The 23,606-nt window shown below is 74.7% G+C and carries 19 protein-coding genes and 1 pseudogene; 15 read left to right on the top strand and 5 right to left on the bottom strand.

Annotated elements, in window-relative coordinates; genetic code table 11:
• Positions 1–48: 48 nt before the first annotated feature.
• The 7 genes from LE181_RS08440 (at position 49) to LE181_RS08410 (ending at position 9,101) form a co-directional block, all read left to right on the top strand.
• On the top strand, positions 49–1,290 hold the full coding sequence (locus LE181_RS08440; RefSeq protein ID WP_225660573.1) for an MFS transporter: 1,242 nt from the start codon (positions 49–51) through the stop codon (positions 1,288–1,290).
• 29 nt (positions 1,291–1,319) lie between these two features.
• The gene (locus LE181_RS08435) at positions 1,320–2,126 is read left to right on the top strand and encodes a nitroreductase family protein (RefSeq protein WP_225660572.1); all 807 of its coding nucleotides are present in this window, start codon (positions 1,320–1,322) and stop codon (positions 2,124–2,126) included.
• A 79-nt stretch (positions 2,127–2,205) separates the two neighbouring features.
• Complete coding sequence (asnB, locus tag LE181_RS08430) at positions 2,206–4,050, top strand: asparagine synthase (glutamine-hydrolyzing) (protein WP_225660571.1); 1,845 nt, start codon at positions 2,206–2,208, stop codon at positions 4,048–4,050.
• Positions 4,050–5,099 carry a 2-methylaconitate cis-trans isomerase PrpF family protein gene (locus tag LE181_RS08425; protein ID WP_225660570.1) on the top strand — a complete coding sequence of 350 codons (1,050 nt, stop codon included), beginning with the start codon at positions 4,050–4,052 and terminating at the stop codon, positions 5,097–5,099. The genes asnB and LE181_RS08425 overlap by 1 nt, the downstream gene beginning before the upstream one ends.
• Positions 5,096–6,496, top strand: coding sequence for a dihydroorotase (locus LE181_RS08420; protein WP_225660569.1), 1,401 nt, complete (start codon positions 5,096–5,098; stop codon positions 6,494–6,496). Before LE181_RS08425 ends, LE181_RS08420 begins: the two co-directional genes overlap by 4 nt.
• A gap of 68 nt (positions 6,497–6,564) precedes the next feature.
• On the top strand, positions 6,565–7,767 hold the full coding sequence (locus LE181_RS08415) for a cupin domain-containing protein (protein WP_225660568.1): 1,203 nt from the start codon (positions 6,565–6,567) through the stop codon (positions 7,765–7,767).
• Positions 7,768–7,823: 56 nt separating this feature from the next.
• The gene (locus LE181_RS08410; protein ID WP_225660567.1) at positions 7,824–9,101 is read left to right on the top strand and encodes an APC family permease; all 1,278 of its coding nucleotides are present in this window, start codon (positions 7,824–7,826) and stop codon (positions 9,099–9,101) included.
• Positions 9,102–9,146: 45 nt separating this feature from the next.
• Here LE181_RS08410 and LE181_RS08405 read toward each other — a convergent pair whose 3' ends face one another.
• Positions 9,147–10,106 (bottom strand): helix-turn-helix transcriptional regulator, encoded by a 960-nt coding sequence (locus LE181_RS08405; RefSeq protein ID WP_225660566.1) that lies wholly within the window; start codon positions 10,104–10,106, stop codon positions 9,147–9,149.
• Positions 10,107–10,198: 92 nt separating this feature from the next.
• Here LE181_RS08405 and LE181_RS08400 point away from each other — a divergent pair, with 92 nt between their 5' ends.
• Positions 10,199–10,909 (top strand): NADPH-dependent F420 reductase, encoded by a 711-nt coding sequence (locus LE181_RS08400; RefSeq protein ID WP_225660565.1) that lies wholly within the window; start codon positions 10,199–10,201, stop codon positions 10,907–10,909.
• A 292-nt stretch (positions 10,910–11,201) separates the two neighbouring features.
• Here LE181_RS08400 and LE181_RS08395 read toward each other — a convergent pair whose 3' ends face one another.
• Positions 11,202–11,732 (bottom strand): hypothetical protein, encoded by a 531-nt coding sequence (locus LE181_RS08395; protein ID WP_225660564.1) that lies wholly within the window; start codon positions 11,730–11,732, stop codon positions 11,202–11,204.
• 57 nt (positions 11,733–11,789) lie between these two features.
• Between LE181_RS08395 and LE181_RS08390 the strand changes: the two genes are divergently transcribed.
• Together LE181_RS08390 and LE181_RS08385 are read left to right on the top strand one after the other, a co-directional pair.
• Positions 11,790–12,536, top strand: a complete 747-nt coding sequence (locus LE181_RS08390; protein ID WP_225660563.1) for a response regulator transcription factor — start codon at positions 11,790–11,792, stop codon at positions 12,534–12,536.
• A complete protein-coding gene (locus LE181_RS08385) occupies positions 12,533–13,987 on the top strand; it encodes a sensor histidine kinase (protein ID WP_225660562.1) in 1,455 nt (484 codons plus the stop codon). Before LE181_RS08390 ends, LE181_RS08385 begins: the two co-directional genes overlap by 4 nt.
• A 20-nt stretch (positions 13,988–14,007) precedes the next feature.
• On the opposite strand, the pseudogene LE181_RS32740 reads toward LE181_RS08385, so the two are convergent.
• Positions 14,008–14,128 (bottom strand): annotated as a pseudogene (locus tag LE181_RS32740) (DUF6624 domain-containing protein); the annotation flags it as partial.
• 154 nt (positions 14,129–14,282) lie between these two features.
• Here LE181_RS32740 and LE181_RS08380 point away from each other — a divergent pair.
• From LE181_RS08380 to LE181_RS08360, 5 genes are all read left to right on the top strand, one after another.
• Positions 14,283–15,737, top strand: coding sequence for a glycoside hydrolase family 18 protein (locus tag LE181_RS08380; RefSeq protein WP_225660561.1), 1,455 nt, complete (start codon positions 14,283–14,285; stop codon positions 15,735–15,737).
• A 104-nt stretch (positions 15,738–15,841) separates the two neighbouring features.
• Complete coding sequence (locus tag LE181_RS08375; RefSeq protein ID WP_225660560.1) at positions 15,842–16,912, top strand: lytic polysaccharide monooxygenase; 1,071 nt, start codon at positions 15,842–15,844, stop codon at positions 16,910–16,912.
• Positions 16,913–17,136: 224 nt separating this feature from the next.
• Entirely contained in the window at positions 17,137–18,684 is a 1,548-nt protein-coding gene (locus LE181_RS08370) for a condensation domain-containing protein (protein WP_225660559.1), read from the top strand.
• Entirely contained in the window at positions 18,675–20,162 is a 1,488-nt protein-coding gene (locus LE181_RS08365) for a condensation domain-containing protein (RefSeq protein WP_225660558.1), read from the top strand. The genes LE181_RS08370 and LE181_RS08365 overlap by 10 nt, the downstream gene beginning before the upstream one ends.
• Entirely contained in the window at positions 20,153–21,523 is a 1,371-nt protein-coding gene (locus tag LE181_RS08360; RefSeq protein WP_225660557.1) for a condensation domain-containing protein, read from the top strand. The genes LE181_RS08365 and LE181_RS08360 overlap by 10 nt, the downstream gene beginning before the upstream one ends.
• On the opposite strand, the gene LE181_RS08355 is transcribed toward LE181_RS08360, so the two are convergent.
• Both LE181_RS08355 and LE181_RS08350 read right to left on the bottom strand, forming a co-directional pair.
• Positions 21,462–22,601, bottom strand: coding sequence for a DUF6114 domain-containing protein (locus LE181_RS08355; protein WP_225660556.1), 1,140 nt, complete (start codon positions 22,599–22,601; stop codon positions 21,462–21,464). The two genes, LE181_RS08360 and LE181_RS08355, sit on opposite strands and share 62 nt — an antisense overlap.
• 218 nt (positions 22,602–22,819) lie before the next feature.
• On the bottom strand, positions 22,820–23,440 hold the full coding sequence (locus LE181_RS08350) for a DUF6230 family protein (RefSeq protein WP_225660555.1): 621 nt from the start codon (positions 23,438–23,440) through the stop codon (positions 22,820–22,822).
• Positions 23,441–23,606 lie beyond the last annotated feature (166 nt).

The following is a 23,606-nucleotide window of genomic DNA, read 5'->3' as shown; positions in this document are numbered from 1 at the left end:
TCCGTAGCCGCTCACATCCCGCCGCGTCCCGGCACTCCTGGAGCCAGCGTGACCTCGCCCCCTGCCCCCAACCGCAACATCGTCAGGCTCTGGGCAGCCAGCGCGCTGTCCTCCGCATCGACCTGGGTCATGCAGATCAGCCTGTTCATCCAGGTGCTGCACGACTCGTCCCCCGCCGTCCTCGCGGCGGTGGAGCTGGTGGGCACCCTGCCCGCTCTGGCCTTCATGATGGTGGCGGGAACGCTCGCCGACCGGTTCGACGTACGGCGGCTGGCCATCGGGTCGATGGTCGCGCAGGCGCTGTGCGTCCTCGGCATGGCGCTCGCCCTCGACTCGGCCCTCTGGGTCGCCGCGGCGTTCTACGGTCTCCAGGGACTCAGCAACACCTTCTGGCCGCCGGCCCGCCAGCAGTGGCTGTACGGCGTGGTGCCGCCCGCATCGAGGGCGGCCGCCAACGCCAGGATGGGCTCCGTCCAGGGGACGATGACGGTCGTGGGGGCATCGCTCGGGGGCGTGCTGTCCGCCTGGAGCCCCACCGGTGGCATGACGGTCGCCTGCGTCCTGCAGGTCCTGGCGGCCCTGCCGCTGCTGCAACAGGCCAAGAGCCCGCTGACGTATGCGGAGCCCCTTGAGGAGAGCGGCCCGCAGGAGTCCCTGCGCAAGGAACTGACCGCCGGAGTAAGGGTGCTGCGGGACCTGCCGCTGGCGCGCTCGGTCGTGTGGATCGGCATCGCCTGGGGCTGCATCGGCGGCGCCTACGACGTCCTGCTCGCCGCCTACGCCACCGGCCCCCTCGACGGCAGCGGCACGGTCCTGGGCGCGCTGTACGTGATGGACGGCCTCGCCGTCATCGCCGGCACGGTGATAGCGGCCAGGATCGTGCTGCAGCGCCACCTGTCCGCCTATGCGGCGGCCTACATCGTCCAGGGGCTGGCCTGGGGCGCCCTGTTCCTGGCCGGGCATCCCGTCGCCGCACTCGTCCTGCTGGGCGCCATGCGCCTGGCCAGCGGCGTCATCATCGCGCTGGACACCACCGTCCTGCTGGCGACGGTGCCCGCGCACCTCCGCGGCCGGGTCTCCAGCGTCCACATGACCACCTACAGCGGCATGGCTCGGCTCTCGCTCGCCCTCTTCGGCGTCCTGCTCACGGTCTCCGACGTGCGCACCGTCGGCGTCTGCACCGGAGCCGCCTCGGTGGTCCTCGGCGCCCTGTGGTGGTGGCGCCGGGACCGCGAGGCCGAGCGGCGCTACGCGACCGAAGGCGCGGACAACGCCCCCGCCACCACCTGAACCGTCCGCATCCAGCCCTGGGAGGGGCAGTGACCACCCGCACCGACACCGCCCTGCAGTTCCTGGCCGAGCGCGCCAGCTGCCGTGACTTCACCACCGAGCCGCTCGCCGACTCCCTCGTGGACCAGGTGCTGGACGCGGCGGTCCGCGCGCCCACCGCCTTCAACTTCCAGCCCTATTCCTTCATCGTCGTCCGTGACCCGGGGCAGCGCGCCGCGCTCGCCCGGATAGCCGGCGGCCAGCGGCACGTCGTCGACGCGCCGGTCTTCGTCGTGGTGTGCGCGGACCTCCGCCGGATCGAGGAGCTGTGCGACCTCCCGGCCGGCCGGCTGATGGGAAGCGAGCACCCGGACGCCCTGATGACCTCGGTCATCGACGCGTCCATGGCGGGCATGTGCGCGACGCTGGCGGCGGAGGCCCTGGGGCTGGGCGCGGTGATGGTCGGCGGCATCCGCAACGACCCGGGCGCAACCGCCGGACTGCTGGACCTGCCGCCCGGGGTGTTCGCCGTGTTCGGCCTGTGCCTGGGCCGCCCCGCCGCGGGGCGTCCGGCAGCGCGGCCGCGCCTGCGCACCGAACTGCTGGTCCACCGTGAGCGGTACGACGGACGGTCCCGGCGCCTGCCGGCGGACGTCGACGCCACGGGACTCGCCGGCCCGGCCGGTGACGTCACGGCCGACGACCGGGTGGCCTGGCGCGCCCAGATCACCAAGGGCGCCCGCAGCCTCGGCCGCCGCCGCGCCCCGGCCTGGCGGACGCCGGCCACCGAGCCCGTACCGGCCGTACCGGCCACCGGGCCCGCACCCGCCGCCGGCCCGGTTTTGACCACGACCTGAAACGGGCAGCCCCGGACACACCCCGGCGACCGGGTCACGGCCCGCGCCCGGCGCACCGAAGAGACATGAAGGGGGCGGTATGTGCCGCATCATCGGACATCTGGGAGCACGTCTTTCGGCCGAAAGCCTGCGCGCGGCGGCCGGACTCCAGCGGGCGGGCGGCCCCGACGCCCAGTACCTCCTCGCCCGGGACGGCTGGGCGCTCGGCGCCAACCGGCTCGCCGTCATGGCCCCGCAGGGCGGCCGCCAGCCGTACAGCCTGGGCACGGGCATCCACGTCGTCTACAACGGCGAGATCTACAACCACCGCGACCTGCGGCGCCGCCTGGCCGGACTCGGCCATCGCATCGACGACGACTGTGACGGCGCCGTCCTGCCCGCCCTGTACGCCCACTACGGCGACGACTTCGCCGAGCACCTGGACGGCATGTTCGCGATCGCGGTGATCGACCTCCGCAGCGCGCCCCGGCTCGTCCTCGCCACCGACGGCGCGGGCATGAAGCCGCTCTACTACCACTGGGATGCGGCCGCCGAGAGCCTGCGCTTCGCCTCCGAACTGCCCGCGCTGCTCGCCCTGCCGGGCGTGCCCCGGGTGCCGCGCCTGTCCGGACTCGACGACTACCTCACGACCAAGACGCCCTTCGGCGAACGGACGATGTACGAAGAGGTGCGGGTGCTGCCCGCGGCCACCGACCTGGTCTTCGAGCCCGGGCGCGGCATGCGGCTGCACCGCCGCGGCCCCGGCCGCGCGGAGCCGTTCCCCGGCCGGCCCGCAGGACCTCCCGCGACCCTGGAGGCCGCAGGCACGCACGTACGGGACCTGCTGCGCGCCGAGACGGGGCGGCTGGCGCAAGCCGACGCACCCGTGTGCTCCGTGGTCAGCGGCGGCCTGGACTCCAGCCTCGTCACCGCGCTGCTCGCCGAGCGCATCCCCTCACTGCACAGCTTCACCATCTGCTACCGCGGCACGTGGCCGTTCGACGAGCGTGCCTTCGCCGCGGAGGCCGCCCGGCACGCCGGCACGGTGCACCACGAAGTGGAAGCCGACCCGGCCGAGTTCGTGACCCTGCTGCCCGACGTGGTGGCACGGCTCGGGCAGCCGAACGCCGATCCGATCACCGTGAGCAGCTACGCCCTGTTCCGGGCGATCCGGGAAGCCGGATTCACCGTCGCCCTCACCGGTGACGGCGCGGACGAGGTGTTCCTCGGCTACCGCCGCATGCAACAGGCCCTGACCGGCGGCGCCGACTGGCAGGACGCCTACGTCGACTCCCTGGCGGCCGTGCCCGGCGCCCTCCGGACAGAGCTCTACAGCGGCGAGTACCGCGACTGGCTGCGCGCCGCCGGCAGCAGCGAGGACCGGCTGCGCCGCAGGCTCGGGGACCGCCTGGCCGCCCTCCCCGGGGACGGCGCGCCCGGCTCCGCCGCGCTGACCGCCCTGACCGCCCTGGAACTCGACGAGCGGCTCCCCGCCTACCACCTGCGCCGGGTCGACCACCTGTCCATGGCCCACAGCGTGGAGGTGCGCCTGCCCTTCTGCCAGCCCGGCGTCCAGCGCACGGCCACGGCACTGCCGCAGGCATGGAAGCTCACCGCGCGGGACGACAAGCGCGCGCTGCGGGAAGCCGCCCGGGGCCTCGTCCCGGACAGTGTGCTGCAGCGCCCCAAGCAGCCGTTCACCCTGCCGATCACGGCGATGCTGCGCGACGGCCTGCCGCTCATGGAGTACGCCCGCGACCTGCTGGCCCCGGAGGGCATACGCCGGGACGGGCAACTGGACGCGGCCGCCGTCCAGCGCCTGCTGCGCCGTCAGGAGGAGCGGCCCGACGACACCACGGCGCTCGCGGTATGGGCACTGATGATCCACCGGACGTGGCGCGCGCAGCTCGCGGCGCCCGCGCTCGCCGGCTCCCGGGCCTTGTGATGGCGGGCCACCTCGCCGCGGCGCACGGCAGCCCCAGCACCACGCTGGTGCTGCCCGCCAAGAACTTCGCCGACGCCACCCGGGATCCCGGCCTCTTCCTCGCCGAACTCGACCACGTACGGCGCACGCTGCTGCGGGTCGGGCTGGCGGACGTCACCAAGATCGCGCTGATCGGTCCCTCGGCCCGCCCGGGCCACCAGCTGGACTACCGGTTCGTGCAGGTCGTGCCGGGAGCCGATCCCGCCTTCGAACTCCGCGGCAGCTGCGGGCACTCCATCCTGGCCGCCTGCTCGGTGGCGGGCCGGTCGGGCGAGCTCCCGCCGCTCCACCCCGGCCAGCGGATCCGCGTGAACGTCCTCAACAACGGGGACAGCGTCGAGTGCTCGGTGGAGGAGTCCCACCCCGACCGGGAACGCCTGGGGGCGTCCTTCCTCCTCCGTCCGCCCATCCCGCTGGACGACCTCCTGCTGTTCGGCTCGCCCGTGACCGAGCTGCCCCACCGCGGCGGGTCCGTCGAGGTGACGGGTGCCTCCATGGGCAACCCCTACGTCTTCGTCCGTGCGGCCGACCTCGGCGTGCGCGGACCGGAGGAGCTCTTCGCCGCCGACGCCGCCCTGTTCGCGGACCTCTGTGACCTCCGGGAGACCGCACAGGACCGGCTCGGATGGCCCTCCGGGGTCTTCCCGAAGATCGCCGCCCTGCTGCCGCTGGGCCCGGGGCGGCTGGCCGCGAGAGCCGTCTCCGTCCCTTCCTGGCACCCCACGCTGGCCCTGACCGGCGCCGTGTGCCTGGCCGCGGCGGCCCGCGTTCCCGGCTCCCTGCCCCAGCAGCTCGCGGGCCACGCCACCCCGGGCACCCCGGTCGACGCGACCACCGGCACGCTGCGGATCCGCACGCCCGGCCGCTGGGCCACCGTCACGGCCCGCACCGCCGGCACCGACCCCGCCCTGACCGAGGTCGGGGTCCGCGGCACCACCGTCACCTACCTCGGGCCCGCGCCCGTCACCGCGCCGGCCCCCTCCGCACTCCGAGCAAGGCGGTACGCATGACGACAGCAACCGATGCCCACGACCTCGTGGTGGAGGGCGGGACCGTGGTCCTCCCGGACACGGTGCGGGCGGCGGACGTCGCCGTCCGGGACGGCCGCATCGCCGCCGTCCTCCCGCCCGGCACTGCCGGCCCCCGCACCCGCACCGTGGACGCGGCGGGACGCTGGGTGCTGCCCGGCCTGATCGACTCCCACGTGCACTTCCGCACCCCCGGGCTGACCCACAAGGAGGACTGGCCCAGCGGCTCCCGGGCGGCCGTCGCCGGAGGCGTCACCACCGTCATCGACATGCCCAACACGGTGCCCCCGCTGTTCGGCCCCGAGGACCTGGCCGCCAAGCGCGAACTGGTGGCCGGCACCAGCCTGGTGGACTACCGCTTCCACGTCGGAGTGGACCCGGCGGACCCCGGCAGGCTCAAGGAGTTCGCCGGCACGGACGCCGGCTCGGCCAAGGCGTTCCTCGCCGGCCACCACACCGCCCCGCACGTCCTGCACGGGGAGCCCGCGCTGCGCGAGCTCTTCCGGGCGGCGGCCGAGGCCGGACTGCAACTGGTCTTCCACGCCGAGGCGGGCGAGGTCTTCCGCATGCTGGACGACTGGAAGGGCGAACCCCGCCACTGGGCGGACTACGAGCGCCGCCGCCCCCGCACCGGCGCGATCGTCGCCGTGGCCCGGATCGTCGAACTCGTCCAGGAATACGGCGTCCCCGCCCACGTCCTGCACGTCTCCACCCGGGAAGAGGCCGACCTGCTCACCGCGGCCGCCGCGGCCGGCCTGCCCCTCACCTTCGAGGTCACCGGACACCACCTGTCCTTCACCGCGGACGACACCGAGGTCCTCGGCGCACGCATCCGGCTCAGCCCCGCCATCCGGGACCGCGCCGACCAGGACCGGCTGTGGGAGGCCGTGCTGGACGGGCAGGCCGCCACCGTCGGCAGCGATCACGCACCGCACCCCCTGGCCGACAAGCTCAAGCCGACCGCCGACGCCCCGCCCGGCCTCCCCGGTGTGCAGGAACTCCTCCCCGCCCTGTACAGCGGCATGACCCGGCACCTGCCCGGCGCGGACCCGGCACGGCTGCTGCGCACCGTGGCCAGGGTGCTGGCGGAGCGCCCCGCCCGGCTGTTCGGGCTCGGGGACCGCAAGGGCCGGATCGTCGCCGGCGGCGACGCGGACCTGGTGGTCTTCGACCCCGACGCCCTGTGGACGCTCGCCGAGCCCGACATCCAGAGCCTCTGCGGCTGGTCGGCCTACCAGGGCAGGACGTTCCGCGGACGCGTCGAGTCGACCGTCCGCAGGGGCGAGGTGGTCTACCGGCGGGAGGCGGGCCGCGCCGAGTTCGGCCGGCCGGCGGGGCAGTACCTGCCCTGGCACGGGGCCGCCGCCGACGACGCCTGAGAGGACGCCCGGGCTCGAACGGGCACGGACCGCCACGGAACAGCACCAGGATCAGCAAGGAGAGACACATGGCAGACGCCACGGAACGGCCCAAGGACCTGCTCGACGCGATCGGGCGCGAGGCGCTGCTGGCCCAGATCGACGAACGCAGGCCCCGGATCTGGCGCGGCATCGCCACCTCACCGGCCCTCTTCACCTGGGACGACCTCAACGACCTGCTGTCCCGGCAGCCGTTGGAGCCCTCCCGCCTGACCCTGGCACGGGACCGCAGCACCATCCCGCACGAGAGCTACACGCTCCAGCTGCCCAGCTCCCAGCGGCTCAGGAACGTCGTGCCCCAGGCGCTCCACGAACACCTCGCCGAGGGCGCGACCCTGGTGGTGAACGCCGTCGACGAACTGCACGAGGACACCGAGCGCACCGCCGCGGACCTCGAACGCCTCCTCCACACACACGTGGTGACCAACCTGTACGGGAGCTGGACCGGAACCCAGGGCTTCGGCCTGCACTTCGACGACCAGGAAGTCGTCGTCGTCCAGCTCTCCGGACGCAAGCGGTGGCGTTACTACCCGCCCACACGCACCGCGGCGCTGCTGAACGACGTCGTCCGCCCCCCGAAGCCCGTGGGCGAGCCCTACGCGGACGTCGTCCTGGAGGAAGGGGACGTGCTGTTCCTGCCCCGGGGCTGGTGGCACGGCGCGTCGGCCAGTGAGGGCACGCACTCGCTGCACCTGACCTACGCCGCCATCCCCGTCACCGGTGTCGACTTCTTCCGCTGGTTCCTCCGTTCCCTGCCCGCCGAGGAGATCTTCCGCGTCGACCTGCCGCTGCGGGGCTCCACGCAGGAGAGGGACGCCCACGTGCAGCGTATGAAGGAGGTCCTCGGGGAGATGCTCACCCGGCCCGGCCTCACCGACCGGTTCCTGGCGGCCTTCGCCTCGGGCGACCACCGGCGGATGCACACCAACCTCCCCACCGCGGCCGCCGCCGCACCGCCCTCCGGCACCGCCGCCGCCCTGCCCGCCGCCCTGAGGCTGTCCTACGCGCGCGGCCGGATCACCGAGGACGGCCCCGGCGGACGACCGGTGTTCACGGCGGCGGGCAACGAGTGGGAGGTCGGCACGGCCCGCCGCCTGGCCCTGGACACGCTGTGGGACGGCGCCTGGCACACCACCGAGGAGCTCCGGGCCGCCGTACCGGACGCATCCTGGCCGCGCCTGACGGTGTTCCTGGCGGACCTGCTCCACCGCGGGCTCCTCAGCGGCCGCTGAGAGAGAATGCGGTCCCGGACGGCCACGACGTACGACCGGGGGAGGGAGAGCCGGGCATGGACGGGCCGCCGACCACCGCGGGACCACCGGACGCGCTGCGCCGGCGGATCGGACTCCTCGACGCCGTGGTGATCGGCACGGGGTCGATGATCGGCGCGGGAGTCTTCGCGGCCCTGGCCCCGGCCGCCCGGGCGGCCGGCTCCGGGCTGTTGCCGGGCCTGGCCCTGGCCGCCGTGGTCGCCTACTGCAACGCCACCTCCTCCGCCCGGCTCGCGGCCCGCTGTCCGGCCTCCGGCGGCACGTACGTCTACGGCCGGGAACGCCTCGGAGACTTCTGGGGCCACCTCGCCGGGTGGGCGTTCGTGACCGGCAAGACCGCGTCCTGCGCCGCGATGGCGCTCACCGTCGGTTCGTACGTCCTGCCGGGCCGCGAGCATGCGGTCGCGGTCGCCGCCGTGGTGGCGCTGACCGCGGTGAACTACGTGGGGGTGCACCGGTCCGTGCTCCTCACCCGGGTGATCGTCGCCTTCGTCCTCGCCGTGCTCGCCGCCGTGACGGCCGTCTGCCTCGCCTCCGGAGCCTCGGACACGGCCCGGCTGGGCATCGGCGACGACGCCGGCGTCGGCGGGGTGCTCCAGGCGGCCGGTCTGCTGTTCTTCGCCTTCGCCGGATACGCGCGCATCGCCACGCTCGGCGAGGAGGTCCGCGACCCGGCACGGACCATCCCCCGTGCCGTCCCCGTGGCGCTCGGCATCACCCTGGCCGTCTACACCGTCGTCGCCGTCGCCGTGCTCACGGTGCTCGGCCCCGGCGGACTGGCCGTCGCGGACGCGCCGCTGTCCGACGCCGTCCACGCCGCGGGCGCCGGCCGGCTCGCACCGGTCGTCCGGGCCGGCGCGGCCGTGGCCGCCCTGGGCTCGCTGCTCGCGCTGATCCTCGGGGTCTCCCGCACCGTCCTCGCCATGGCCCGCGACCGGCACCTGCCCCACGCCCTGGCGGCCGTCCACCCGCGGTTCGCGGTGCCGCACCGGGCCGAGCTCGTGGTCGGCACGGTGGTGGCGGCGCTGGCGGCGACGGCGGACGTGCGCGGCGCGATCGGCTTCTCGTCCTTCGGGGTGCTGGTCTACTACGCCCTCGCCAACGCCTCCGCCTGGACCCTGTCGCCCGCCGAGGGGCGCCCGCCCCGCCTGATCCCCGCGGCCGGGCTGGCGGGCTGCCTGGCCCTGGCCTTCGCCCTGCCGGTCACCTCGGTGCTCGGCGGCACGGCCGTCCTTGCGGCCGGAGCCGCCTCCTACGGCGTCCGGCGTGCCCTCGCCGCGGGGCGGAGGCCGTAGCGGAGCCGGCACGGCATGACGCGCCGGGGGCTTCGGCGGTGGGGGTCAGCCCGTGGCGCGCAGGAGGCGGTGGGCGGCGTCGCGGAGGTGGCCGACGACCTCCGGGCCGGCGTCGAGGGTGTAGTCGGTGCCGAGCCCGGCCAGGGTCTGTGCGATGCGGGGCAGATGGTCGTCGGAGGCGTCGACGAGGCAGGTGTCGTCGTCGACGGGCCGTATGCGGGGGCCCAGGCCGCGGGTGCGGGCCCGCACGGAGGCGGCGGGGGCCCGGACGGTGGCGACGGCGCGGTGGCGGGTGGGGGCGGCGGACAGCCGGCCGGCGACGAAGGCGGCGGGGTCGTCACCGGGCACCCGGCGGGACGGGACGCGGCGGCCGGTGGGCAGGGCGTCGGTGATCCGGTCGAGCCGGAAGAGGCGCCAGTCGTCCTTGCCGGTGTCGTGGGCCAGGAGGTACCAGAGGTCGCCGGAGGCGACCAGGTGGCAGGGCTCGACGCGGCGTGCGGCGGCCGCGCCCCCGCGGGTGGTGTAGTCGAACGTGAGGATCTCGTGGTCGCGGCAGGCGGCCGCCACGGTGGCGAGCAGGGCCGGGTCGGCGCGCGGGCCCCGCTCCTCCCATGTGATGCCGGTGACGGCCGCCTGGAGGGCACCGACCCGGCCGCGCAGTCGCCGGGGGAGGACCTGTTCCAGCTTGGCCAGGGCGCCCAGGGCGGTCTCCTCGATGCCGCCGATGCCGCCGGCCGCGGTGCGCAGGGCGACGGCGACGGCGACGGCCTCGTCGTCGTCGAGGAGGAGGGGCGGCAGGTCGGTGCCGGAGGACAGGCGGTAGCCGCCGGCGTGGCCGCGCGTGCTCTCGACGGGGTAGCCCAGCTCACGCAGCCGGTCGACGTCGCGGCGGACGGTGCGCACGGTCACGCCGAGCCGGCCGGCCAGGTCGGAGCCGGACCATTCCCGCCGGGTCTGCAGCAGGGACAGCAGGCGCAGCGCGCGGCCGGTCGTATCGGTCGTCATGACACCCACTATGCCGTTCTCAAAGGACATGGATTGTCCTGAAAGGTTCCTAGTGTGGACCTCTCCGCACCCACCAATTCGGGAGGTTCCCCATGAAAATCACCGTTCTCGGCACCGGAGGCGGCGCCCGCGCCCACATCGCGAGGCTCGCGGAGCTCGGCCACGAGGTGCACGTCGGCACCCGCGATCCCGACGCCACCCTGGCCCGCACCGAGCCCGACATGATGGGAAACGCGCCCTTCGGGCAGTGGCTCGCCGACCACTCCGGCATCCGGCTGCACACCTTCGGTGCGGCGGCCGCCGAGAGCGAGTTCGTCATCAACGGCATCGACGGCCACAACGCCGTCACCGCGCTGTCCGCCATCGCCGACCGGCTGGCCGGGAAGACCCTCGTCGACTACGCCGTGCCCTACCTCTACAACCCCGAGGTCGAGCACCCCTGGCCGACCCCGTGGGGTGTCATGCCGAAGCTCGACCCGTGCGACACCGACAGCCTCGCCGAACAGATCCAGCGCGCCCTGCCCGCGACCAAGGTCGTCAAGTCCTTCGTCACGCAGGAGCAGGAGACCGTCGTCCACCCCGGGGCGGTCGGCGACGGCGACCACACCATGTTCGTGGCCGGTGACCACGCGGACGCGAAGCAGCAGGTCACCGAGCTGCTGAAGTCCTACGGCTGGCACGACGTCCTCGACGTCGGCCCCCTCGTCTGCGCCCGCGGCATGGAGATGTACGCCCACATGCACTCCGCCATCGGCTTCGGCCTCGGCTTCGGCACCCGCTTCGGCATCAAGGTCGTGCGCTGAGGGCCGTACCGCCGAGGCCCCTAACTCGTCCCTCCGGACCTCTTGACTTCGGACAAATGCGGAGGAAAATTGCCATTACACCAGACAACCGGTGAGAGCCGCACCTGATCGGTGGAGACGTCCATCGGCCCGAGTGACCCCCATCTCGGCAAACTGGCTAGGCCCCCGGAAGGCACCGATCGAGGCCGGAGAGCTCAGCGACGACTGGGAACTCGCGGATCGAGAGGAAGAGCGCCGGGGGCTGCTGCATGCCCGCGGGCACCGCACCGCCGCTTCAGGAGACGGCCAGGGCTCAGCCCTCCACCGTCTGCACCTGCGGCGGGTGGCCGTTCCAGGTGACGAACACCGAGGTGGTCCGGGCGTCGCTCACGAAGTCCACCCGGATCCAGGCGCTCTGCTTCCACACCCGCATCTGCCAGCCCTCGTCCGGCGCCGCCGAGACGAGCGTGGCCGCGCCCGGGCCCAGATCGAAGACCGCCCGCCCGCCCCTGACCGCGAAGCTCTTCACCTCGCCGCCGCCCGGGGGCGGTGGGGCACCCGGCTTCCGGGACGCCCCGGGGGTGGCCGCCGGGGAGCGTTCGGCGGACGGCGCCGCGGTGGCCGGCGCCGGCAGCGAGGGCGAGGAATCCGGCGGCCCGGAAGCCCGGGCCGACGAGGCCGGCTCACCGATCGAGGCCGGCTCACCGACCGCCGGGGCCGCCGAGCCGGAGATCGGCAGCGCGCGCGGCGGCTCGTAGGCCGTGCCCGCCAGGACCGTACGCACCCCGTACCAGGACACCGCCATCGCGGCCGCGGTCGCCAGCGCCCACGCCAGGGCATGCATGATTCCTCGCCTCACCTGGCTCATAGTGCCTCACCCGTATGGCGTACGGTGCGGGCCATGGCAAGACTGCTCGTGGTCGAGGACGACCCGTTCGTGCGCTCCGCCCTCATCCGCCAGTTGACGGAGGCTTCGCACACCGTGCGCAGCGTCGGCACGGCCCTTGAGGCGCTGCGCGAGGTGGCGCAGGTCGGCTTCGACCTCGTCGTCCTGGACCTGGGACTGCCGGACCTGGACGGCGCACAGGCGCTGAAGATGCTGCGCGGCATCACCGACGTGCCCGTCATCGTCGCCACCGCGCGGGACGACGAAGCGGAGATCATCCGGCTGTTGACCGACGGAGCCGACGACTACCTGGTCAAGCCGTTCTCCGTGGCCCACCTGACCGCGCGCATGGCCGCCGTGCTGCGCCGCGCGGGCGGCGGGGCCGTGGCGGGCGAGCCGGCGCCGTCCGACGTGCTGTGCGTCGGCGGCCTGAAGGTCGACCCGTTACGGCGCCGGGCCGAACTGGACGGGACCGCACTGGACTTGACCCGCCGCGAGTTCGACCTGCTGTCCTACCTGGCCGGCCGCCCCGGCGTCGTCGTGCCGCGCAAGGAACTCCTCGCCGAGGTCTGGCAGCAGTCCTACGGCGACGACCAGACCATCGACGTACACCTCTCCTGGCTGCGCCGCAAACTGGGCGAGACCGCCGCGCATCCGCGCTACCTGCACACCGTGCGCGGCGTCGGGGTCAAGCTGGAGCCCCCGTCCGCGGTGCCGCCGGAGCCTCCGACGCACCCGCCGACCGCCCTGGAACCCCGGTGAGATGGGCGCTCGTCAAGGTCTCGCTCGCCGTCACCGTGATGGTGGTGCTGGCCTTCGCCGTGCCGCTCGGGCTGGTGGTCAAGGAACTGGCCCGCGACCGGGCGTTCGCCGATGCGGAGCGACAGGCGGCCCAGATCCGGCCGGCGCTCGCCATCACCACCGACCGCGACCAACTCGAACGGGCCGTCGCCAGCTCGCAGGCGGGCGGTGACGGGCGGATGGCCGTTCACGTACCGGGCGGTGGCACCGCGCACCCCGGCACGGACCACGGTCCGCAGGACGTCCCGGACCCGCGCGAAACCCGTGGCCCGCACGGGGCCTACGACATCGGCCGCTCCCGTGCCCTCCCGCGCGACGTGGAGACGGCCCGCCGCGGCCGTTCCGCCGTCACCTCCGTGGCCGGCGGCTACGCGCTGCTCCAGCCGACGGCCCTGAGCAGCGGTGAGTTCGCGGTGGTCGAGGTCTACGTCCCGCACCGCGCCGTCGGCAACGGCGTCACCACCTCCTGGCTGATCCTCGCCGCGGTGGGCCTCGGCCTGATCGTCGGCTCCGTCGCCACCGCGGACCGCCTCGGCCTGCGCCTGGTGCGCCCGGCGGAGCGGCTCGCCAGGGCCGCCGGAGCGCTGGGGGAGGGGAAGCTGGGCGTGCGCGTGCGCGAGGACGGCCCGGCCGAACTGCGTTCCGCCGCGGTGGCGTTCAACTCCATGGCCGACAAGATCGTGCAGCTGCTCTCCAACGAACGCGAGCTCGCCGCCGACCTCTCGCACCGCCTGCGCACCCCCCTCACCGTCCTCCGCCTCAACGCCGCCTCGCTCGGCGACGGCCCGGCCGCCGACCAGACCCGCGCCGCCGTCGCCCAGCTGGAACGCGAGGTCGACCAGCTGATCCGCGCCGCCCGCGAACAGGGCGAGCGCGCGGAACGACCCGCCCTCGGCTGCGACGCCTGCGAGGTGATACGCGACCGGATGGACTTCTGGTCCGCGCTCGCCGAGGACGAGGGGCGCACGGTACGGCTCGCGGGCGTCGACACGGCCGTACGGGTCCCCGTCGCCCGCCCCGAACTCGTCGCCGCGCTGGACGCGATGCTCGGCAACGTCTTCCGCCACACCCCCGAAGGCACCGCCTTCGCGGTGGACGTGCACCACAGCGAGGACGCCGTGCTCGTGCTCGTCTCCGACGCGGGCCCGGGCATCCCCGACCCGGACGCCGCCCTGCGCCGCGGCCACGGCGCCGGCGGCCCCGGCTCCACCGGCCTCGGCCTGGACATCGTGCGCCGCGTCGCGGAATCCACGGGCGGCGACGTGCGCATCGGACGCTCGGTGCTGGGCGGAACGGAGGTGCGGGTGTGGCTCGCACGCGACGGCTCCGGCCCCCGGCGCACCCCCCGCCGCCGCGTCCGCCGCCGCCTCCTCGCCGCGCGTCCGCGCGGTAAGGAGGCCAGGACCCTATGAGGGCGGAGTGGGCGGGGACGGGCGTCAGGGGCGATCAGCCATACCGCGCGTGCGGCCTCCTGGCCGACCCGTTCCGCCGTCGGCCAGCCACTCGTCCATGATCTCGCCGAGCCGGTCACCGTGCCGTGCGGTCAGCCGGCGCTACGCCGGAGCGTGCTTTCTGAGCCCCCGGTTAGCGCTTCCTTAAGAGCACCATAAATAGCCGGGCCCTCCTCGTGATTCGGCGATTGGTCCGATTCGTTCTCGCTAGCGTGCTGCCGCGTCAGTCCCCCACCACACGACAGGCAGGTACGCGATGGGTTCCTCCGCACATCGCCGGCGAGTGAGCCGCAAGGCGAAGCTGGCCGGGGTCGGTGTCGTCGTGGCGTTCGCCACGGGCGCCGCCTTCACGCTCACCGGGACCGCGAGCGCCGCTCCGGTCGGCGCGGCCTTTTCCCGGACCGGTTCCTGGGCGGGCGGATACACCGGGCAGTTCGTCGTCACCAACGGCACAGGCAAGGCCCTGAACGGCTGGACGCTGACGTTCGAGCTCCCGGCCGGCACGAAGATCACTTCGCTGTGGAACGGCAAGCACACCGTCAGCGGCCGCAGCGTCACCGTCGAGCCGGAGAGCTGGAACGCGGCCCTCGCCCCCGGCGCCTCCGTGACCGTCGGCTTCGTCGCGGCCGGGGAGGGGACGGGCACCGGCCCCGTCAGCTGCCGGATCACCAACGGCAGGTGTTCGCTCGACGGAGCTCCCGACCCGCAGCCCACCCGGCCGACCGAGCCCACCCGGCCCACGCGGACCCCGCAGCCCGGCAAGCCCACGCCCGGTACGCCCCGGCCGCAGCCGACCCCGACCTCCCCCGCCCCCGGCGGTGCGAACGCCGCCTTCGCCCCGTACGTCGACACCTCCCTCTACCCCGCGTACGACCTCCTCGCCACCGCCCGGAAGACGGGCGTGAAGCACTTCAACCTCGCCTTCATCACCTCCGGTGGCGGCTGCACGCCCAAGTGGGGCGGCGTCACCGACCTCGGCAACGACGCCGTCGCCGCCCAGATCGGCCGGCTGCGCGAGGCGGGCGGCGACGTGCGGGTCTCCTTCGGCGGGGCGGCCGGGTCCGAGCTCGGGCTGGCCTGTTCCTCCGCCGACGAGCTCGCCGCCGCCTACGGCAAGGTCGTGGACACGTACAAGCTCACCAAGGTCGACTTCGACATCGAGGGCGCCGCCCTGCCCGACACCGCCGCCAACACCCGCCGCGCCCAGGCCATCGCCCGGCTCCAGACGAAGCACCCGGGCCTCGACGTCTCCTTCACGCTGCCCGTGATGCCCACCGGGCTCACCCAGGACGGCGTCGGCCTCCTCGGGAACGCCAAGAAGAACGGCGTCGCCCTGTCGGCGGTCAACGTCATGGCGATGGACTACGGCTCCTCCTTCAACGGCGACATGGGCCAGTACGCCATCGACGCCGCCACCGCGACGCAGGCCCAGGTCAAGGGCGTGCTCGGGCTGAGCGACGCGGCCGCCTGGAAGGCCGTCGCGGTCACCCCGATGATCGGCGTCAACGACGTCGCCACCGAGGTCTTCACGGTCGGCGACGCGTCCCGGCTGGCGGCGTTCGCCCGGTCCAAGGGGCTCGGCTGGCTGTCCATGTGGTCCGCTGCGCGCGACAAGCCCTGCCCGGGCGGCCCGCAGAACTCCGCGTCCGCGACGTGCAGCTCGATCCAGCAGGACGAACTCGCCTTCACCAAGGCGTTCGCCACCCGCTGAGCCCGCCCCCGTCCCCCCACCAGCCCCCCACACCGCCCCGCACGCCCGGCACCCCCCACCTCGCGCCGGCGTGCGGGGCACCCCCCGCCTCCTAGGAGAACCCCATGCGCATGCGCCACCAGGCCGTACGGATATCCCTGCTCGGCCTCGCCCCCCTCGCCCTCACCGCGCTGACCGCAGGCCCGGCCGAGGCGCACGGCTCCATGACGGATCCGGTCAGCCGCGTGTCCGCCTGTTTCGCCGAGGGGCCGGAACACCCCCGCTCGGCCGCCTGCAAGGCGATGGTCGCGGCGGGCGGCACCCAGCCGCTCTACGACTGGAACGAGGTCAACATCGGTGACGCCGCCGGACGGCACCGCCAGATCATTCCGGACGGCAAGCTGTGCAGCGCCGGCCGCGCCAAGTACAAGGGCCTGGACATGGCACGCTCCGACTGGCCGGGCACGAAGCTGACATCGGGGAAGCACACCTTCCGCTACCGGGCGACCGCCCCGCACCGCGGCACGTTCGAGCTGTACATCACCAAGGACGGCTACGACCCGAAGAAGCCGCTGAAGTGGTCGGACCTGGAGGCGAAGCCCTTCGCGAAGGTCACCGACCCCACGCTGCGCAACGGCAGCTACGTCTTCGACGGGACGATCCCCAAGAAGTCCGGCCGCCACCTCGTCTACAGCATCTGGCAGCGCTCGGACAGCCCCGAAGCCTTCTACACCTGCTCCGACGTCGACCTCGGCGGGGGAGTGCCGGCCACCAAGTCCCTGGCCGCCGCCGGTGCCGCCGCCGACACCGCCGCCGGTGCCGCCGCCGATGTCGCGTCCGCCCCCAGCGAGGAGCAGATCGCCGCGGAGGCCGGCAAGTCGACGGTCTCCCACGGCGGGCACGGTGGGGACGCCGGCGACACCCCCGGCGAGACAGGGCACGGCACGACCGGGCACGGCACGACCGGGCACGGCAAGAACGAACACGGTGAGAGCGCGCACGTCGCCGACGGGCACGCGCCGCACTCCGCGGGTCAGGCCGCCAACGCCCCCGCCGCGCAGGGCGGACACCTCGCCGAGACCGGCGGTGACGACCGCACGGCCCTGCTGGCCGTCGGGGGCGCCGGTGTCCTGGCGGCCGGTTCCGCAGTCCTCTTCCTGACCGCCCGCCGGCGCTCCGCGCGCAACCGCGCCTGAGACCGGCCGGAAGTCGCCGTCCGGCGGACCGCCCCGGCGGTCCGCCGGGGGCAACGGATGAGGCCCCGGCTCTTGCCGCTGCCGTCGGGGGCTGAGTAGCATCCCGCTGCTGGCCGGGCCAACGAGCATGGATGTGGCCCCAGTTGAACCAGAAGCCCCGGAGTCGTCCGACGCGTTCCGGGGCTCGCCTTCGGTATGCCTTCCCCCGAGCGCAAGGCAGACGCGTGAAATTCACCGACATGTACGGCTTGAACGCACACCCGGGAATCCTCACCGTCTGGCGGCCGGAGCCGGGAGGCGGCCGGGGCGCCCGCTGGAGACGGGACGGCCGGCCCCCGTCGTACGCGCAGGAGGCACACCTCGTGCGTTCGCTGGCGGCGGCCGCCCCCGCCTCGCCCTCCTGGCTGGCCGCCGCCTTCGAGCTGCCCGGCGAGGTGCGCGCCGTGGCCCTGGAGGAGGCACTGCTGCGCTGGATCGACCGGCACGAGTCGCTGCGCAGTCGCCTGGTGCCCGAGGGCGCCCGGCTGCGCCGCGAGACGCTCGCCCCCGGGGCGGTGCGCATCCGGCGGTCCGCTGCCGGGCCGTGCCTCGGCGACCGGGAGGCGGCCCGCCGGCTGGAGGAGCTGTTCGACCGGGAGACGGACCCGCTGGGCTGGCCCTCGTACGTCTTCGCCACCGTCGCGCACGCCGGTTCCACCACGCTGTACGTCGGGGCCGACCACGCCAACGTCGACGGCTACTCCATCCTGCTCGTCGCCTACGAGATCCGGGCGCTGTACGCGGCGGCGGCCCGCGGCACCCGGGCGGACCTGGGCCGGGTCGGCAGCTTCCTGGACTTCGCCCGGAGCGAGCGCGCGGGCGCGGCCCTGGTCGACGGCACTCACGAAACGATTCAGCAGTGGCGGGACTTCGTCGCCGGGAACGGTGGCGAGCTGCCCGCCTTTCCCGCGTCCCTCAGGGGCAAGGACGCGCCCGACGGCGGTGAGGACGCACCCGCCGGCAGGAACGCCTCCCCCGTCGCACCCGCGCCCGCGTGCGTCGCCCAACGCGGCGGGCTGGAGTGGCTCCTCGACGCCGAGCAGGCGCGCGCCTTCGACGCCCTGTGCAGGCGGGACGGCGGGAACCTCTTCGCCGGGCTGCTGGCCTGCCTGGCGTCGGCCGGCCATGCGAGCGCCGGTCACGGCGGGCACGCCGGAGAGTTCCGCACCCTCGTGCCCTTCCACACGCGCAGCCACCCCCGTTGGGTGCGGTCGGTGGGCTGGTACGTGGGGCTGGCACCGCTGCGGTTCGCGGTCCGGGCCGGGGACCGTTTCACGGAGCTGATGGCGGGGGCCGTACGGGCGCTCGACAAGGCCCGGCCGATGGCCGCGGTGCCCTTCGCCAGGGTCGCCGAAGTGCTCGGCGCCCCCCTCGAACCGCGCTTCATGGTCTCGTACATGGACATGCGGCTGGCCCCCGGTGCGCGGCAGTGGGGCGAGTGGGGCGCGGCCGCGCTGCGCAGCCGCCGCACGCACCCCCACGAGGTCTACTTCTGGATCAACCGCACCTTCGAGGGGATCTACCTGAGCTTCCGGTACCCGGACACCGCACGCGGACGGGCCGAGGTGCCGCGCTACGTCGACGAGGTCCGCCGCGCCGTGACCCGGGTCATCGGCGCCGAGGACGTACGGGACACACGACGTGCGTGCGGTGCACTGGACGGACGAGACGGACGAGACGGACGAGACGCGCGAGACACACGAGACGGCCGGGAGGCAGCGGTATGCGGATGACGCCGATCGACGAGTACGTTCCCGACCCCGGCGAGCTGGTCGAATTCCGCATACCCGCCCCGGTCCTGGCGGTCGCGGCCGAGGCGCCCGAGCATCCGGCGCCGCCCTCGTACGTGCAGGAGAACCACATCCGGCGGCTGCTGGCCAACCGGGCGGCGGGCCGGCCGCAGTCGCCCTGGCTCGGCGTCGCCTTCGACCTGCCCGGCAGGCTGGACACCACGGCCATGGCCGCGGCGCTCGCCACGTGGGTGCGGCGCCACCCCACGCTGCTGACCTGGTTCGCGGTGGACGGCGACCGGTTGCGCCGGCACGCCGTGCCCGCCGGGGCGGTGGCGGTCGAGCCCGTCTCCTGCGGGCGGTACGACTCCGCGGCGGCCGTCCGCGACCACCTGAAGGAACGATTCGACGCCGGGACGAGCCCGCTGGTCTGGCCACCGTTCGTGGCGGGCGCGGTCCTCCCGGCCCACGAAGCGGACCGCGAGGCGGACGCCGCCACCGACGCGGGCGCGGACGCCGACGCCGCCGACACCGGCCACGACGCGCACGACGGCGGTACGTCGACCGTCTGGATCGCCGTCGACCACAGCCACACCGACGGCTACTCGACCCTGCTGCTCTTCTCCGAGCTGCGCGCCCTCTACGAGGCCGAGCTCGCCGGAACCGACGCCCCGTTGCCGGCCGCCGGCAGCTACGTCGACCACTGCGCGCTCGACCGCGACCGCGCGGCCCTGGTGGGGCTCGACGCGCCGGAGGTACGCCGCTGGGTGGAGTTCTTCAGCGCCGGACCGCCCCCAGGCTTCCCGCTCGACCTGGGGCTGGCGCCGGACGCGTCCCACCCGAGCGTCTCCGTGGAGGCGGACCTCTTCGACGCGGCGGAGGGCGAGGCGTTCGCCGCGGCGTGCAAGACGCACGGTGCGGGCTTCCTGGCCGGGGTGCTGGCCGCGCTCGCCGTCACCGGCCACGAACTGGGCGGGCCGGCCGACTACCGGGCGCTGACCGTCGTCCACACCCGCGACGAGCGGCGCTGGCAGCACACCCAGGGCTGGTTCATCAACCTCGTGCCGGTCGAGTTCACCGCCAAGGGCACCTTCGGCGAGGTCGTCGCCGAGGCCGGCCGGGCGGTCGCCGCGGCGCGCGAACTGGCCGGGGTGTCCCCGCTGCGCGTCCTGGAACTGCTGCCCGGCATGACCGGCGCCGTACAGCCCGACGCGGCGGCCGTGCTCCCCATCGTCTCCTACCTCGACTGCCGCCACGTGCCCGGCTCCCGCGACTGGGCCGCCGCGAACTGCCACGGCCTCGTCGGCCCCGGCCACAGCCGGAACGTACCGGTGTGGGTCAACCGCCTGTGGGACCGCACGTACCTCAAGTCCCGCTACCCCGACACCCCCGCCGCCCGCGCGAACGTGCCGCGCTTCATGGCCCACCTGCGCCAGGTGCTGCGCACCGTCGCGCTCACCGGGGACCGGCCGTGCGCCTGACCACGATCGACCGCTACCTGCCCGAACCGGGCCGCGTCGTGGAGTTCGTGCCGTCGGCCGCCGCGCTGGCCGTCGCCGAGGGGGCGGCCGCCTCGGCCGTCCCGCCCTCCTTCAACCAGCGCTTCCACTTGGCGGGTTCCACCGGCAACTGGCTCGGCTGCGCCTTCGACCTCCACGGAACGGTGGACGTCGAGGCGCTCCGGGCGGCCCTCGAACGGTGGGTGCGCCGGCACGGGACGCTGTGCAGCGGGTTCCGGGCGGGCGGCGAACGGTTCCTCGTGCCGGCGGAGCGGACCGAGCTGGTCGCCCGGGACGCCGGGGAGTCCGGCGGACCGGAGGAACTGCGGGCATGGCTGGCCGGCCGGCTGGCGGCCGCCTGCGGGCGGCTGGGCTGGCCGTCGTACCTCTTCCTCGTCGTCCTGCGGCCCGGCGGCGGCACGGTCTTCTGCGGCTTCGACCACGCGCACGTCGACGCGTACTCGCTGGCCATCGCGGTGCACGAGCTGCGCGAGAGCTACGCGGGGCGGCCGCTGCCGGCCGGCGTGGGCAGCTTCGTCGACCACTGCGCCCGGGAACAGGCCCTCGCCGCCGGGCCGCCGCCGGCCGCCTCGGACCCACGGGTGCGCGGCTGGGCGGCGTTCTTCGCCGCCTGCGGGGGCACCACGCCGTCCTTCCCCGCCGCGTTGGGGGAGCCCGCCGCCCAGGACACGGACGTACGCCGGCTGCTGGACGCCGCCGGTGCCGACGCGCTGGAGGCGCACTGCCGGGCGGCCGGGGGCGGTGCCTTCGCCGGGCTGCTCACCGCCTTCGGGCTGGCGGGCCGTTCGCTCGGGGCGGGGGAGGAACTGCGGCTGTGCGTACCGCTGCACACGCGGGACGAGGAGCGGTGGGAGCGGGCGGTGGGCTGGTTCACCACGGTCGCGCCCATGACGGTGGACGTCACGGGCGTGACGACGGCCGTCGACGGCGCCGGCCGCGTCCGCTCCGCCTTCCGCGAGGCCCGGCGGATCGCGTCGGTGCCGGTCGCCCGGCTGCTCGGGACCCTGGAGCGGAATGGTGAGTTCCGGCGGGTCGGGGACGACGTGTTCATGGTCTCGTACGTCGACTACCGGCGGCTGCCCGGCGCGGCGGACCACATCGCGTGCCGGGCGCACCACGTGAGCGGGGTGACGGTGGCCGACGACGCGCAGTTCTGGCTGGCGCGCACGCACGAGGGGCTGTTCCTGCGCTCGCGCCACCCGGGCACGGCGGTGGCGCGGGCCGTCGTCGGGGAGTTCACGGATGCGGTGACCGCGGTGGTCAGGGAGGCGGCGGACGGCCGCCGGGCGGGATCGCGGCGAGGCGCAGCCCGCCGGCGGTGATGGTGTCGCTCGTGACGAGGGCCTGTTCCGCGTCGACGTCGGTCATGAAGACGAAGGGCGGGACGACGGGCGGCACCGGTAGCGTGTCAGGGGTGAACGTCAGGCACACCAGGCCCTGGACGCAGCCGCTGAACCGGGTGAGGTAGAGCGTCACATCACCGCTGAGCCGCAGGTCGGCCACGTCGAGGGCGTACTCGTCGCCGCCGTCGTGGGTCCGCAGCCGGTAGCGGGCGAGCGAGGCCGCCCGCATCCTCAGCACGATGACCTTCAGCGGCCCGTGGGCGGTGTCCACCTGCTCCACCCCGGAGAGGGTGAAGCCGGTGGGCGTGAAGCGCGTGGTGCTCACCGTGGGGGGCGTAGGCGCCGCCGGCGCGGAGCCCGGTGCGGGTGCCGGGGCCGGCGCGGGGTTCGCTGCCGGTGCCACCTGCGGTGGGCCGGCCACCGTACGCGTCGCCCGCGTGGGGTTCGTTGCCGGTGTCGCCTGCGGTGGGACGGCCACCGAGGCCAGCAGCACGACGGGCAGCGCGGCGGCCAGGGCCTTGGGAGGGCTGCCGGGGGGCGGGGGTGGCGGCACGGAAGGGGCGGCCGGGGCCGTGGCCCCCTCGGGCGCCGGCCCGTCGAGTACCGCACGTTCCCGTGCTGTCCGGTCCGGTGCCGGCCTGTCGAGCGCGGGCCCGTCGTGCGTCGCCTCGCCCGGTGCCGGCCCGTCCTGCGGGGTACCCGGCGTCCATGCGAAGCCCATGGCGCCGCCGGCGATGCCGAGCAGGGCGCCGACGAAGAAGCCGCCCAGGTTGCTGGCGGCGAAGGAGACGACGGCCAGGATCACGGCGTGGATGCCGACGTAGTGGCGGGTGTGCGGCAGAAGCCACAAGAAGAGGCCGGCCGCGGTGAGCGCGGCCCCGATGCCGAGGGCCGCGATGCCGCCGAGGCCCAGACCGAGCAGCACCCGCCACGGGGCGAGGGGGACGGCGAGCAGTTCGGCACCGGCAAGGATCAGCAGGGCGCCCGCCCAGAACGGGCGTGTGCACCGCCAGCCGCGCAGGGCCCGCCGGGCCCGTGCCGCGCCCGGGCCCCGCACAGCCCGCAGGCCCCGTCCGGCCGGTTCGGCTCGTGCCGCCCGTTCGGCCCACCGACCTCGTACGGCCCGTGCCGCCCATCCGGCTTGCCGCCCCCGTCCGGCCCATGCCGCCCCTGTGGTCTGCAGCCCCCCTCCCGCCCGCCGGGCCGGTCCGGCCCGCAGCCACCGTCCGCCCCGCCGCGCCCCTCCGGCCCCGGCCCCGGCCCCGCGCGCCGCCTTCAGAAGCACTGCCCGCCGTTCAGGTTCACCGAGAGTGCGAGTCCCTTGAGATGGAAGTCGCCGCCGGTGGCGGACCAGGCGTGGGACCTCACGCCGGTCACCGAGACGTCCGCGGCCTGGAGGCCGAACTGGCCCGGGCGGCCGCGGATTCCGGGGACCCGGTCCAGCGTCGAGGCGTCCCGGCCGATCTGGACCTCGCCGAACCGGGCGTCGCCCACCAGGTCCTGGCCGTGGATCACCAGGTGGTCCACCGTGACATCCCCGGCGGCACCGCCCGCCGTCAGCTTGAACACGACCGTGCCCAGGGGCGTGTCGACCTTCGCCGCCTGGCAGATGTCCGACAGCGTCGCCCTGCCGATGCCCAGCAGGGCGCCCGGGTGTCCCTCGCCGTCGGCGGAGCGGCCGACGTCGACGAACGAGGCCAGACCCTTGCTCGTCAGCTGCCCGGACGAGACCTGGAACGCCGTGCCCGAGACGGCGAACGACGCCGCCAGCACGCCCTCCGCCATGGCGACGGACATCGCCGCGACGGCCGCCACGGCGGGCAGGGCCACCAGGGCGGCCTTCCGCCAGACGGTCCGCCCCTCGGGCGGCCCGCTCCGGCCGCCGGCTCGGCTCATGCCCCGGCCCCCCTCTCGCTCCGCACCCCAGGCTGGATGCCCAGCAAGCCGGAGGGCATCCACGGATGCCGTCCCACCCACTCGAAAGAGGTCGCCCGGAGTCTCCACCGGGCACTCAAGTCCCCTCCCTCACGCGGTGGTTGCCGGAAAATCGTGCGTGTTTTCG

The organism is Streptomyces sichuanensis (genome assembly GCF_020328095.1).
In the GTDB taxonomy this organism is placed as follows: Bacteria; Actinomycetota; Actinomycetes; order Streptomycetales; family Streptomycetaceae; genus Streptomyces; species Streptomyces cinnamoneus.
Note: the sequence above shows the minus strand (reverse complement) of the source record. Positions and strands in the feature narration are given on the sequence as shown.

What these genes read in the sequence shown, in the direction of transcription:
- asnB (WP_225660571.1), top strand. Translation starts at nt 2,206, where the DNA reads ATGTGCCGCATCATCGGACATCTGGGAGCACGTCTTTCGGCCGAAAGC.
- LE181_RS08425 (WP_225660570.1), top strand. Translation starts at nt 4,050, where the DNA reads ATGGCGGGCCACCTCGCCGCGGCGCACGGCAGCCCCAGCACCACGCTG.
- LE181_RS08420 (WP_225660569.1), top strand. Translation starts at nt 5,096, where the DNA reads ATGACGACAGCAACCGATGCCCACGACCTCGTGGTGGAGGGCGGGACC.
- LE181_RS08415 (WP_225660568.1), top strand. Translation starts at nt 6,565, where the DNA reads ATGGCAGACGCCACGGAACGGCCCAAGGACCTGCTCGACGCGATCGGG.
- LE181_RS08410 (WP_225660567.1), top strand. Translation starts at nt 7,824, where the DNA reads ATGGACGGGCCGCCGACCACCGCGGGACCACCGGACGCGCTGCGCCGG.
- LE181_RS08405 (WP_225660566.1), bottom strand. Translation starts at nt 10,106, where the DNA reads ATGACGACCGATACGACCGGCCGCGCGCTGCGCCTGCTGTCCCTGCTG.
- LE181_RS08400 (WP_225660565.1), top strand. Translation starts at nt 10,199, where the DNA reads ATGAAAATCACCGTTCTCGGCACCGGAGGCGGCGCCCGCGCCCACATC.
- LE181_RS08395 (WP_225660564.1), bottom strand. Translation starts at nt 11,732, where the DNA reads ATGCATGCCCTGGCGTGGGCGCTGGCGACCGCGGCCGCGATGGCGGTG.
- LE181_RS08390 (WP_225660563.1), top strand. Translation starts at nt 11,790, where the DNA reads ATGGCAAGACTGCTCGTGGTCGAGGACGACCCGTTCGTGCGCTCCGCC.
- LE181_RS08380 (WP_225660561.1), top strand. Translation starts at nt 14,283, where the DNA reads ATGGGTTCCTCCGCACATCGCCGGCGAGTGAGCCGCAAGGCGAAGCTG.
- LE181_RS08375 (WP_225660560.1), top strand. Translation starts at nt 15,842, where the DNA reads ATGCGCATGCGCCACCAGGCCGTACGGATATCCCTGCTCGGCCTCGCC.
- LE181_RS08365 (WP_225660558.1), top strand. Translation starts at nt 18,675, where the DNA reads ATGCGGATGACGCCGATCGACGAGTACGTTCCCGACCCCGGCGAGCTG.
- LE181_RS08350 (WP_225660555.1), bottom strand. Translation starts at nt 23,440, where the DNA reads ATGAGCCGAGCCGGCGGCCGGAGCGGGCCGCCCGAGGGGCGGACCGTC.